This window comes from Streptomyces sp. DSM 40750, from assembly GCF_024612035.1.
Taxonomy (GTDB): domain Bacteria; phylum Actinomycetota; class Actinomycetes; order Streptomycetales; family Streptomycetaceae; genus Streptomyces.
The window spans coordinates 8,951,716-8,965,588 of the sequence record NZ_CP102513.1 but is presented as its reverse complement, the minus strand read 5'-3'; the positions used below and the strand labels follow the sequence as shown (position 1 = coordinate 8,965,588).

The window sequence follows — 13,873 nt, the reverse complement described above, 5'->3', positions numbered from 1 at the left end:
CATCAGAGGTCCGCGCCGCCCAGTGCCCTCTGGACGAGGCCGTCGACGTCCATCGCGTCGACCGCGCTGTTCATTCCTTCTTGGGGCTCCAACTCAGAACCGCTCTCCGAGATCCGGGCAAGTTCCAGTAGGGCGTCCATCAGCCCAGCTTCACGGAACCGCGCGAGCGGAATGGAGGCCAACGCCTCACGAATCCGGTCCTCCTCCGGGTCCTTCAGCTCAGCCCCATCGGCCTGCGGAAACATGTTCGTCTCCAGATGCTCGGCCAATACGGTGAGGTTCGGGTAGTCGAATGCCAGCGTGGTCGGCAGTTCCAGGCCGGTGATCGCGCTCAATCGGTTCCGGAGCTGAACGGCCGTCAGCGAGTCGAAACCCAGCTCCCTGAACGACTGGTCGCTCTCGACGGCCTCGGGAGTCGCATGCACCAGGACCGCGGCGACATGCTGCCGGACCAGCTTGCGCAGGGAACGCTGACGCTTCGCCGAGGAGAGCCCCTCCAGCTCCGCGCGCAGCTTCGCCGCGGCCGACTCGCCCGGTGCCGGATCCGAGGGCTCCGACGCCGCGTTCGACCGCGGCCTCTTCATCAGCTCGCTCAGCAGCGGAGTCGACCGGGCGCCACCCAGCTCCTCCCCGAAGCGCTCCCATGCGGCATCGATCACGAGGGCGTAGGTCTCGTCCAGGTCAAGAACACGCTGGAGCGCGGAGATCGCCAGTTCCGGGTCCATCGGAGCGACACCGCTCCGCTTCATGTGCTCGTCGAGATTTCCATCGATGACCATGCCGCTTCCGGCCCAGGCGCCCCAGGCGATGGAGACCGCCGGAAGGCCGTCCACGCGCCGCTGCGAAGCCAGCGCGTCCAGGAACGCGTTACCCGCCGCGTAACTCCCCTGTCCTGGGCCGCCTATCGTGCCCGCCGCCGAGGAGAACAGCACGAACGCCGACAGATCCATCCCGGCGGTCAGCTCGTGCAGATTCCGCGCCGCGTCCACCTTCGGACGCAACACCCCGGCCGCCCGCTGAACCGTCAGCGCGTCGATCACACCGTCATCGAGCACACCCGCCGTATGCACCACCGCGCTCAACGGCGACTGTCCGGGAATCCCCTCCAGCACCGCCGCCAGCGCCTCACGGTCCGCCGCGTCACTCGCCGCCACCGTCACCCGGGCGCCCATGGCCTCCAGCTCCGCCTTCAACTCGGCGGCGCCCTCGGCCTCCATACCCCGACGGCTGGTCAGCACCAGATGCTCAGCACCCGTACGCGCCAACCACCGCGCCACATGGCCACCCAGCGCACCAGTACCGCCGGTCACCAGCACCGAACCGGTGGGCCGCCAGCCGTCCCCGGTCGAGCTCTCCGACGCCGAGGCCCGCACCAGCCGCTGGGCGAACACCCCCGAACCACGTATCGCGACCTGGTTCTCGGCCTCCGCACCGGCCAGCACACCGGCCAGACGGTCCACCGCACGGCTGTCCATGGTCTCGGGCAGGTCGACCAGACCGCCCCACCGCTGGGGATACTCCACTTCCACGATCCGCCCCAACCCCCAGACCATCGCCTGGGTCGGGCTCACCAGCCGTTCAGAGCGTCCCACCGACACCGCGCCCCGTGTCCCGCACCACAGCGGGGCCACCACACCGGCGTCGCCCAGCCCCTGGACCAGTTCCACCGTCGCCGCCAGCCCAGCCGGGACCACCTCGAACGATCCGTGCGCCGACTCGTCCAGCCCCAGCAGCGAGAACACACCCAGCACGCCTGCCGGGTCCGCTCCCGCCTCGTCGAGCGCCGCACGCAGCCGCTCCGTCATCGCCTCACGGCCATCGGCCGCGTCGACAACGACACGAGTCACCTGCACGCCACGCCCGGCCACACCCTCCACCACGGAGGCGAGCCACGCGTCGTCACCACAGACCTTGGGGACGACGACCAGCCAGGTACCGGTGAGCGTGGCGTCAGCGGCAGACACCACAGGTGTCCAGGCGGCGCTGTAGCGCCAGCCGTCCACCGTGCTCCGCTCACGCCGCTGACGACGCCACGACGACAGCGCCGGAAGCAACGCGGTCAAGGACGACTGCTGCTCCTCGTCGTCCACCTCCAGCGTCCGGACCAGCGCCTCCAGGTCCTCGCGCTCGACGGCCTCCCAGAACCGCGCGTCTACACTGTCCGCGCCCGGCCCCGCACCGCCGGCGGGCACCTCACCAACCGGCGCGTCCAGCCAGTACCGCTGGCGCTGGAAGGCGTAGGTCGGCAGATCGACCCGACGGGCACCACGGCCCTCGAACACCTTCCGCCAGTCGACATCGGCCCCGCTGACGTGGAGTTCGGCGGCGGAGGTCAGGAACTGCTCCAGGCCGCCCTCGTCACGCCGCAGCGTGCCCACGACCACGGCCTGCGCCTCGGCGGCCTCCACGGTCTGCTGCAACGGCAGCATCAGCACAGGGTGGGGGCTCGCCTCGATGAAGACACCATGTCCGCTGTCGAGCAGTGCGCGGGTGGTGGCCTCCAACTCGACGGTCTGCCGCAGGTTGCGGTACCAGTACTCGGCGTCCAGAGCAGCCGTGTCCACCAGCTCACCGGTCACCGTGGAGTAGAACGGCACCTCCGATGAGCGCGGCTCTATGTCCGCCAGGACCTTCAGCAACTCGTCGTGGATCTCCTCCACGTGGGCGGAGTGCGAGGCGTAGTCCACCGGAACCCGGCGAACCCGCACCTCCTCACCCTCAAGCCGCGCCACCATCTCATCCAGCGCCCCCGGGTCACCGGACACCACGACCGAACCCGGGCCATTGACCGCGGCGACCGAGATGGCGCCACCCCACGCGCCGATACGCTCCTTGACCTCGTCGACCGACAGCCCGACCGACACCATGCCACCACGGCCCACAAGACCCGCCGCGATCGCCTGCGAGCGCAAGGCGACCACCTTCGCGGCATCTTCCAGCGACAGCGCACCCGCCACACACGCCGCGGCAATCTCACCCTGACTGTGCCCCATCACCGCATCCGGCTCCACACCCACCGAACGCCACAACCTCGCCAACGACACCATCACCGCGAACAACACCGGCTGGACCACATCCACCCGGTCGAAGCCCGGAGCACCCTCAACCCCCCGCAGCACATCCGTCAACGACCAGTCCACATACGCCGACAGAGCCGACTCACACTCACCGACCGCCCCCGCGAACACCGGCGAAGACTCCAACAACCCCACCGCCATACCCACCCACTGCGCCCCCTGACCCGGGAACACAAACACCGAACGGCCGACGTCGCCGGTCCTCCCCCGCACCACACCGTTAACCGTGGAGGAGTCCTCGGCGACCGCCTCCAGCCGCTCGAGGAGCTCCTCCCGGCCGGCCCCGGTCACCACGGCCCGGTGCTCGAACGCGAACCTGGTCGTCGCCAGGGAGAGCGCCACATCGGCGACACGCAGCTCCGGACGCTCCGCCAGGAACTCCCGCAGCCGGCCGGCCTGCGCCCGCAACGCGGTGTCGCTCTTGCCCGACACCACCCAGGCCACCGGACCCGCGACGCCGCCGTCGGCAGGCTCCTCGGCAGCCTCGGCCTCGGCCGCCTCAACCTCCGGAGCCTGCTCCAGGATCACATGCGCGTTCGTACCGCTCACGCCGAACGAGGACACACCGGCCCGGCGAGGTGCCCCCGTCTCCGGCCAGGGGGTCGACTCGGTCAGCAGCTCCACCGCTCCCGCCGACCAGTCCACATTCTCCGACGGCTCCTCCACATGCAGGGTCTGCGGCAGCACACCGTGCCGCATCGCCATCACCATCTTGATGACACCAGCCACACCGGCCGCCGCCTGCGCATGGCCGATGTTCGACTTCACCGAGCCCAACCACACTGGCTGGTCCGCGGGCCGGTCCTGGCCGTAGGTGGCCAGCAGTGCCTGCGCCTCGATGGGATCGCCCAGCTTGGTGCCGGTGCCATGGGCCTCGACCGCGTCCACCTCGACCGCCGACAGCCGCGCGTTCTCCAACGCGGCGCCGATCACCCGCTGCTGAGACGGGCCGTTCGGGGCGGTCAGGCCGTTGGACGCACCGTCCTGGTTTGTCGCCGAGCCCCGGATGAGAGCCAGCACCTCGTGCCCGTTGCGTCTGGCGTCCGACAGCCGCTCCACGAGCAGCAGCCCGACGCCCTCGGCGAATCCGAAGCCGTCGGCGCTATTGCTGAACGCCTTGCACTTGCCATCCTCGGACAGCGCGCGCTGACGACTGAAATCCACCAGCGCGACCGGTGTGGACATCACCGTCGCACCACCGGTCAGCGCCATGTCGCACTCGCCCTGGCGCAGCGCCTGGACCGCCAAGTGCAGGGCGACCAGCGACGACGAGCATGCGGTGTCCACTGTCACGGCAGGCCCCTCGAGGCCGAAGGTGTAGGAGATCCGGCCCGAGGCCACGCTGCCCGCGCTGCCCATGCCGAGGTAGCCCTCAAAGCCTTCGGGGGCGTTCCCTTCCAGACGGGTGCCGTAGTCGTTGTACATAACGCCGACGAAGACGCCAGTGCGGCTTCCCTTCGCCGTCTCCGGAGCGATACCGGCCCGCTCGAACGCCTCCCACGACGTCTCCAGCAGCAGTCGCTGCTGCGGATCCATCGCCAGCGCCTCACGCGGCGAGACCTCGAAGAACTCCGGGTCGAATTCGTCGGCCTCGTAGAGGAAGCCACCGTTGCGGACGTAGTATGTGCCCTCACGCGAGGGGTCCGGGTCGTACGTGGACTCGAGGTCCCAGCCACGGTTGGACGGGAGCGGGGACGTGGCATCGGTGCCCGCCGTCACCAGCTGCCACAGCTCCTCGGGGGTCCGCACCCCACCGGGGAAGCGGCAACTCATGGCCACGATCGCGATCGGGTCGTCGGCCGTGCGCGACGGGGCCCCGAAGGACCCGCCCGCCGCCCGTGCCGCGATGGCCGTGTCCTGGGAGCCGAGGATCTCCGAGCGCAGATAGCCCGCCAGTACCGTCGGATTCGGGTAGTCGAATACGAGCGTCGCCGGGAGGCGCAGACCCGTTTCCGCGCTCAGACGGCCCCGCAGGTCCACGGCGGTGAGCGAGTCGAAGCCCAGATCCTTGAAGGGGCGTCCCACCTCCACAGCGTCCGACTTGGCATGTCCCAGAACGGCGGCCACATGGACGCGAATCAGCTCTTCGAGCAGGAACCGCTCCTGATCCGCCTCGGACATGCTGACCAGTCGCCGCCGTAGGCGGGCGGCAACCGCATCCGCGCCCGCGTCTCCGGCGCCCGCGACACGCCGGACGGTCATGCCTGGCACGACGTCGCGGAAGAGGACGGGGAGGCCGGCACCCTGCGCACGCAGCGCCGGGAAGTCCAGCCGGAACAGAACCGGTACCACCGCGTCCGAGACCAGAGCGGCGTCGAACAGCTCAAGCCCCTCGTCAGTGGCCAGTGGCACCACACCAGAGCGGGATATCCGCCGGATGTCGTCCTCACCGAGGTGTCCGGTCATGCCGCTGGCCTCGGCCCACAGACCCCACGCCATCGACACACCCGGCAACCCCTGAGTCCGGCGCCAGGACGCCAGGCCGTCCAGGAACACATTCGCCGCCGCGTAATTGCTCTGCCCCGCGCCGCCCAGCACACCAGTGGCCGAAGAGAACAACACGAAAGCCGACAGGTCCAGCCCCTCGGTCAGCTCATGCAGATTCCACGCCGCGTCCACCTTTGCCCGCAGCACCGGCTCAACCCGGTCACGGGTCAGCGACGTCAGCAGCCCGTCATCGAGGACACCCGCCGCATGCACCACACCACTCAACGCGAAGCCCGCCGGCAACCCCGACAACACCCCAGCCAAAGCCTGGCGATCCGCTGCGTCACACGCCGCGATCACCACCTCGGCGCCAGACGCTTCCAGCTCCGCCCGCAGCTCCGTCGCGCCCTCGGCCTCCGCACCACGGCGAGACAGCAGCACCAGTTTCTTGACGTCATGCCGGGTCACCAGATGCGAGGCCACCAGGCCGCCCAGCACACCCGTGCCACCGGTCACGAGCACCGCGCCAGAACCGAACACCCCCGACTCCGGAGCGTCGCCCGACGGCAGCGACCGGCCCAAGCGCGGCACCCGCACCGCACCCGACCGCACCACCACCTGTTCCTCCCCCAGAGCCAGCACCCCGGGAAGAACGCCCTCGACTCCATCCACATCATCGGTGTCCACCAGCACCAGACGCCCGGGATTCTCCGCCTGCGCGGACCGCACCAGACCCCACACCGCGGCCCCAGCCAAATCCACCACGCCATCGCCCGCATCGACAGCGCGCCGGGTCACCACCACCAGCCGCTCACCCGCGAGATCCTCGTCCGCCACCCACGCCTGCACCCGCTCCAAGACCCCAAGGACCCGCCCATACACCTCACCGACCACATCCGCGCCACCGGAGATCACCCGCATGACCTCAGCCCGCGGCGCCACCTCACCCGCCACGACAACCCCGGGCGCATCCACCCACTCCACCTGGAACAGCGCATCCCACGCCACCCCACCCACAGTGTTCAGTTGATCCGCGTCAACCGGACGCAACACCAGCGACTCGACCGACGCCACCCCACGCCCCGACTCATCCCCCACCAGCACCGACACCGCATCCGACGCAGCGCCCGCCGGAGCCAGCCGCACGCGCAGCGATGTCGCACCCACCGCCTCCAGAGCGAACCCACGCCAGGAGAACGGCAGCAGGCTCCCCGAACCACCCGCGAAGCCCTCGCTCACACCCATCGCGTGCAACGCCGCGTCGAACAACGCCGGATGCAGACCGAACTGGCCCGCCCGCTCCCGCTCTCCCTCCGGGAGCTCGACCTCCGCGAACACCTCGCCATCACGCCGCCACGCACGCTTCAGCCCCTGGAAAACCGGCCCATACTCCAGGCCGTTCTCCGCCGCCCGCGCATACTCACCCGACACATCAACCGGCTCAGCCCCCACCGGCGGCCATACACCGAAGTCGAACCGGGCCTCGGAGCTGGGGGCGTCCGAACCCAGCAGACCATGGGCATGCCGCGTCCAGGCGGCGCCCTCACCCTCCGCTTCCTCCCGCGAGAACACACTCACCTCGCGGAAGCCAGAAGCATCCGCCTCCCACACCTCAACCTGAAGGTGCACCCCGCCCTTCTCGGGCACGATCAGCGGCGCTTCCAGGATCAGTTCCTCAACCCGACCACAGCCGACCTGATCCCCCGCCCGTACCACCAGCTCCACGAACGCCGTCCCGGGCAGCAGCATCACCCCGTGGACGGCGTGATCCGCCAGCCACCCATGGGCGGCCAGCGACAGCCGTCCGCTCAGCAGCACTCCGCCACCACTGGCCAACGACACCACCGCACCCAACAACGGGTGCCCCAGCGAGCCCAACCCCACCGAACCCACATCGGTCACACCCGCGGGGGCATCAAGCCAGAAGCGCTCTCGCTGGAAGGCGTAGGTCGGCAAGTCGACCCGGCGGGTGCCGTGGCCGGCGAACACCTTCCGCCAGTCAACGCTTGCCCCGCTGACATAAAGCTCAGCTGCGGAAGTCAGGAACCGCTCGGGTCCGCCCTCATCCCGCCGCAGCGTACCGACGACCGCCGCCTGGGAGTCAGCGGCCTCCACCGTCTGCCGCACCGGCAGGTCCAACACCGGATGCGGGCTCACCTCGATGAACACGGTGTGGCCCGCATCGAGCAGGAGGCGAGTCGTGGACTCCAGCTCCACCGTCTGCCGCAGGTTGCGGTACCAGTACTCGGCGTCCAGATCGGCCGTGTCCACCAGCTCACCGGTCACCGTGGAGTAGAACGGCACCTCCGATGAGCGCGGCTCTATGTCCGCCAGGACCTTCAGCAGTTCCTCGCGGATCTCCTCCACATGGGCGGAGTGCGAGGCGTAGTCCACCGGAACCCGGCGAACCCGCACCTCCTCACCCTCAAGCCGCGCCACCATCTCATCCAGCGCCCCCGGGTCACCGGACACCACGACCGAACCCGGGCCATTGACCGCGGCGACCGAGATGGCGCCACCCCACGCGCCGATACGCTCCTTGACCTCGTCGACCGACAGCCCGACCGACACCATGCCACCACGGCCCACAAGACCCGCCGCGATCGCCTGCGAGCGCAAGGCGACCACCTTCGCAGCGTCCTCCAGCGACAGCGCACCCGCCACACACGCCGCGGCAATCTCACCCTGACTGTGCCCCATCACCGCATCCGGCTCCACACCCACCGAACGCCACAACCTCGCCAACGACACCATCACCGCGAACAACACCGGCTGGACCACATCCACCCGGTCAAGACCGGGAGCACCCTCAACCCCCCGCAGCACATCCGTCAACGACCAGTCCACATACGCCGACAGAGCCGACTCACACTCACCGACCGCCCCCGCGAACACCGGCGAAGACTCCAACAACCCCACCGCCATCCCCACCCACTGCGCCCCCTGACCCGGGAACACAAACACCGAACGGCCCGGTGCTTCGACGGCGCTCGCTCGGACCACGCCCGGTGCCTTAGCACCCTCGGCCACCGCCTCCAGGCGCTCGAGGAGCTCCTCCCGGCCGGTCCCGGTCACCACGGCCCGGTGCTCGAACGCGAACCTGGTCGTCGCCAGGGAGAGCGCCACATCGGCGACACGCAGCTCCGGACGCTCCGCCAGGAACTCCCGCAGCCGGCCGGCCTGCGCCCGCAACGCGGTGTCGCTCTTGCCCGACACCACCCAGGCCACCGGACCCGCGACGCCGCCGTCGGCAGGCTCCTCGGCAGCCTCGGCCTCGGCCGCCTCAACCTCCGGAGCCTGCTCCAGGATCACATGCGCGTTCGTACCGCTCACGCCGAACGAGGACACACCGGCCCGGCGCGGCTCGCCTGTTTCCGGCCACGGCCTGGACTCGGTCAGCAGCTCGATCTCACCCTCGGACCAGTCCACGTGGCTCGACGGGGCGTCGACATGCAGTGTCTTGGGCAGCACGCCGTGCCGCATCGCCATCACCATCTTGATGACGCCGGCCATACCGGCAGCGGCCTGCGTGTGGCCGAGGTTCGACTTCAGCGAGCCCAGCCACAGCGGCCGCCCCTCCGGCCGGTCCTGCCCGTACGTCGCCAGCAGAGCCTGCGCCTCGATCGGGTCACCCAGCGTCGTACCCGTACCGTGCGCCTCGACAGCGTCGATCTGGCTGGGGGCCAGCTCGCAGTTCTCCAGGGCCTGCCGGATCACCCTGCGCTGAGAGGGGCCGTTAGGGGCCGTCAGGCCGTTGCTCGCGCCGTCCTGGTTCACGGCGGAGCCGCGCACCACCGCCAGGATCTGGTGCCCGTTGCGCCGCGCGTCGGACAGCCGCTCCACCAGCAGCACACCGATGCCCTCGGACCATGTGGTGCCGTCGGCACCGTCGGCGAACGCCTTGCACCGGCCGTCGGCGGCCAGTCCGCGCTGGCGGCTGAAGGTGACGAAGCCCTTGGGGCTCACCATGACCGTCGCACCGCCGACCAGCGCCATGGAGCACTCGCCCTGACGCAGCGCCTGCGCGGCCAGGTGCAGGGCGACCAGCGCCGATGAGCAGGCGGTGTCCACGGTCAGCGCGGGGCCTTCGAAACCGAAGGTGTAGGAGACACGGCCCGAGGCGATGCTGGTGGTGGCGCCGTTGTGGAGGTACGGCTCGATCTCGTCCGGGATCTGCGCGGCCTCGGACGCGTAGGTGGTGTGCATGGCGCCGGTGAAGACGCCTGTCTGGCTGCCACGCAGCGACGCGGGGTCGATGCCCGCCCGCTCCATGACCTCCCACGACGTCTCCAGCAGCAGCCGCTGCTGCGGGTCCATGGCCAGGGCCTCGCGGGGCGGGATGCCGAAGAACGCGGAGTCGAATTGATCCGCGTCGTGGAGGAAGCCGCCTTCGCGAACGTAACTGGTACCCGGATGCTCCGGATCCGGATTGTAGATCCCCTCCACGTCCCAGCCGCGGTTTGTCGGGAAGGGTGAGATGGCGTCCGATTCATCGGCGACCAGGTGCCACAGTGCCTCGGGGGAATTCACTCCACCCGGAAATCGGCAGGCCATACCGATGATGGCAATGGGTTCGGTGGCCGAACCGATCAGCTGGCGGTTCTGACGCCGGAGCCGCTCGATTTCCTTGAACGACTTGCGCAGCGCTTCAACGGCTTTGTTCTGGTTGGATGCAGCAGGCATCAGAAACTCCACACTTAATGCGTCGTTCGCTGGAAGAGCTCAACGGCCCTGAGAGTCATGAAAACACGCATTGCCAGACGAACACCGGCCACACTAGCTCTGGTTCCGTAAGGGAAGCCCTAGAAACCCACTCAGGCGTGGTTGACACCCCGGACGTGTTTCCCGGGTATTTGGTTTCAGCGGCGCTTCACCAGCCGGGTGATCCTTGCCACGGTCACATTCTTCGCCGGCATTCGTGCCCCCGAAATCTCAGGCGCTGTTTTCACGCGCCATGGTCTTCTTCGAGGCGGATCGCACCGGTCGCACAACGGGATACGACCTCGCGCAGAACGTCCAACCGTCCAGTGTCGGGCTGCGCGTCGAGCAGAACGACGGAGCCGTCCTCGTCGCTCTGGTCGAACAGGTCAGGCGCGATCAGCGCGCACTGGCCCGCCGAACAGCACACCTCACGGTCGGCGGTGATCCTCATCGGGCCTCAGTCCTACCTTGTTGTCCGGGATGGGCCGACATGCCTACGTCTTGTGGGCCCTCTTGCATGACGGTGACGGACGGTGGGAGAACTTCCCACCGCCCGTCGCATTCACCGCTTGTACATCTCGATCAGTCGTCCCAGGTGACGCGAAGCGACCTGGGGCCGTAGTGCACGAAGTCGTCCCGCATCGGGACCTCATCGGCCGGTACGGCCAGTCGCAGCGTGGGGAACCTGTCGAACAGGGCCTCGTAGCCGACGCGCAGGATCGTGCGGGCGAGATGCTGGCCGAGACACTGGTGGACGCCGTGGCCGAGCCCCAGGTGCCCGTGATCCGTACGGCCGATGTCCAGCTGATCGGGGTTCTCGTAGCGCTCGGGGTCGCGGTTGACGGCGGGGAGGGCGACAGTGACCACCTCGCCCTTCTTGATGCTCTGACCGGCGAACTCGACATCTTCGAGCGCCCACCGGCTGGCCCCGAGGTGGGAGATGGTGAGGAAGCGGAGGAGCTCCTCGACGGCGGCCCCCATGAGCTCCGGGTCCTCCTGGAGCTTGGCCAGTTGATCGGGGTGCTCGAGCAGGGTGTAGACGCCCATGGCGAGCATGTTGCCTGTGGTGTCGAAGGCACCGATGATCAACGTGGCGGTCATGCCCTTGAGTTCTTGCTCGGTGAGCTGCCCGCCGCGGATGAGGTCCCCGAGGATGTCGTCCCGGGGGTCGTCCATCCGGATGGGGATGAAGCGGGCCAGGAACCCAGTCATCCCGGACACGGCGGCAAGCGCCTCGGGAACAGTGGAGGAGAGCCGGCCGAGTGTCTCCACATGACGCTGGAGGCTCTTCCGCTCCGATTCAGGGACGCCGATCATCTCGCACATCACCCGGGAGGGAACGGATTCGGTGAAGACCTCCACCAGGTCGGCGCCCGGCCCGGCCTTTTCCAGATCGTCGAGTTGCTCGTGCACGATTCGCTCGATCATGGGGGCGAGTTGACGCGTGCGCCGGACCGTGAAAAAGCCGGTGACCAGCTTGCGATACTTGCTGTGGACCGGGTCGTCCGTCTTCGCAAAAGCGCCCGGATCGGCCGGCTCGTCGTACGCCAGCTCCGTGGGGACGGGGGCGATCAGCCCTTCCTGGCGCGCGCTGAAGCTTTTATGGGTGAGCAGTTCCTTCGCTTCGGCATGCCGGGTGATGAGCCACCCGGGCGTGCCGCCCGGATAACTCATGCGCGTTATCCGCTCCTGCTCGCGCAGGGGGGTGTAGCCGTCCGGAGGATCGAAGGGGCAGCTCCGCTTGGTAGGCAGCGACACAGGGGGGTGCAGAGCGTCGACCAAGACTCCTCCATCGATTCACAATCCATGCTTCGAGGTCGTCGGCGGCTACACCGACTGACTCGGTCTCGATGCTAGCTTCGCCGTCGACCCGATAGCGCACGAAATGGCCCCTGCGGGCGCGTTCTGTGAAATTCCTTAGACAAAAGGCAGGAGCTGTTGACCCCTGCGCGCGGGTGCACTCACCGCGCCGACCGCGACGTCTGAACGCGTGGCGGCTCCACCTCTCCCCGACCCCGGGTACGCCGTCTCCAACCACATCCGTTGTCACCGGGTCTGACCGGACGCCGGCTCCGGCTGCCGCGCTCCGTGAAGACGCCGGGAGAACACGGGGGTGACGGGCTCGTCACGCCCGTGCTGCCACCCTTCGTCGGGGAGTGTCAGCGGGACGCCACGTTCTTGTTGGCACCGACATGCGTGGGAGGGGTTCCGTCCGATGCCACCAACGAAGGCTCTCGTGCTGGGCGGACCCGAAGTTCGCGACGCTCAAGAAGGACGTACGACTGGTATGCCCCGGTTCTAAATGGCGTTCCGTAAGCGGATGTTGGGAAGGCTGGAGTGCTCCTGGGCAAGGTGGGGCTACCCGGTGAAGCTTCCCCTTGATGTTGGACACCTGGAGACTGGGACATGAGGTTCCAGAGGAAGTAGTGCCAGGTGGGAAGCAAAAGCAACCGCAGCAGGCGGTACTCGGAGGAGTTCAAGCGCGACGCGGTCGCGCTGGTCCGCTCGTCCGGCAAGACCGTCACCGAGGTGGCCCGGGAGATCGGGGTCAGCGCCGAGGGCCTACGGAACTGGGTCAAACAGGACATGATCGACCACGGGCAGGGGGCGCCGGGCGAGCTCACAAGCGCGGAGCGGGAGGAACTGCGTCGGCTGCGGCGGCAGAACCGTGAGCAGGCCGAGACGATCGAGGTGCTGCGAAAAGCGGCGGTCTTCGTCGCGAAGGAGAGCGATCGATGAACGACGTGTATGCGTTCATCGAGGCAGAGAAGACCACCCACCCAGTCGCTCTGTTGTGCCGGCTGCTGAAGGTGGCCCGCTCCTCCTTCTCCTCCTGGATGGCCGGCGAGCAGGCCCGCGCCGCCCGCCGGGCCGCCGACGACGCCCTGGCCCAGCGGATCACCGTCTTGCACATCGCCTCCCGGTGCACCTACGGGGTGCCGCGCATCCATGCCGAGCTGCGCAGGCTGGACCGGCGGGTCAACCGCAAGCGAGTGGAGCGGATCATGCGGGAGCGCGACATCTGCGGGGTCACCCGGCGCAAGCGCCGGTCGCTGACCCGTCCGGCGAAGAAGGCGGTGCCCGCTCACGACCTGATCGGCCGCGACTTCACGGCCGCCGCCGCGGGGCGGAAACTGGTCGGTGACCTCATCTACATCCCCACCGACGAGGGCTGGCTGTATCTGGCGACCTGGCTGGACCTGGCGACCCGCGAGATCGTCGGCTACTCGATGGCCGACCACCACCGCGCATCCCTGGTGGTCGACGCACTGACGATGGCCGCCGGCCGCAGCGACCTCCAGCCCGGCTGCATCGTGCACTCGGACCGCGGAGCGGAGTACACCGCTGACGAACTCCGCAGGGAAGTACGCCGGTTGGGGCTGCGGCAGAGCATGGGACGAACCGGCTCGTGCTACGACAATGTGCACACCATGCTGCGCCCGCAGCTGGATCCTCGTCCACGATGCCGCCCAGCATCACGGTCACGTGCCAGCAATGCCCGTCAGAGTGGTGGCGGCAGCATGGTCAAGTCGGCCGCGGCCGTGCCACGCCCCCGGGGCCCTACCCCTTCCCGAGGGAAAATTCAGCGAACTCGGCCATATACGTGGATAATTAGCACGCTATGCCCCAATCTGGGAGGCACACCGATTTGGGCCTAGAGCAGGAGC

5 protein-coding genes are annotated in these 13,873 nt (G+C 68.7%); 2 read left to right on the top strand and 3 right to left on the bottom strand.

All coding sequences use genetic code 11. The features are described 5' to 3' along the window. Positions 1-2: 2 nt before the first annotated feature. From JIX55_RS39645 to JIX55_RS39635, 3 genes are all read right to left on the bottom strand, one after another. Entirely contained in the window at positions 3-10,187 is a 10,185-nt protein-coding gene (locus JIX55_RS39645; protein WP_257568040.1) for a type I polyketide synthase, read from the bottom strand. 262 nt (positions 10,188-10,449) lie between these two features. Further along, entirely contained in the window at positions 10,450-10,656 is a 207-nt protein-coding gene (locus JIX55_RS39640) for a ferredoxin (protein ID WP_257568039.1), read from the bottom strand. Positions 10,657-10,787: 131 nt separating this feature from the next. After that, on the bottom strand, positions 10,788-11,879 hold the full coding sequence (locus JIX55_RS39635) for a cytochrome P450 (RefSeq protein WP_257568038.1): 1,092 nt from the start codon (positions 11,877-11,879) through the stop codon (positions 10,788-10,790). A gap of 759 nt (positions 11,880-12,638) precedes the next feature. Between JIX55_RS39635 and JIX55_RS39630 the strand changes: the two genes are divergently transcribed. Next, complete coding sequence (locus JIX55_RS39630; RefSeq protein ID WP_257568037.1) at positions 12,639-12,944, top strand: transposase; 306 nt, start codon at positions 12,639-12,641, stop codon at positions 12,942-12,944. Then, on the top strand, positions 12,941-13,864 hold the full coding sequence (locus JIX55_RS39625; protein WP_257568036.1) for an IS3 family transposase: 924 nt from the start codon (positions 12,941-12,943) through the stop codon (positions 13,862-13,864). The genes JIX55_RS39630 and JIX55_RS39625 overlap by 4 nt, the downstream gene beginning before the upstream one ends. The last annotated feature ends 9 nt before the right edge of the window (positions 13,865-13,873 follow it).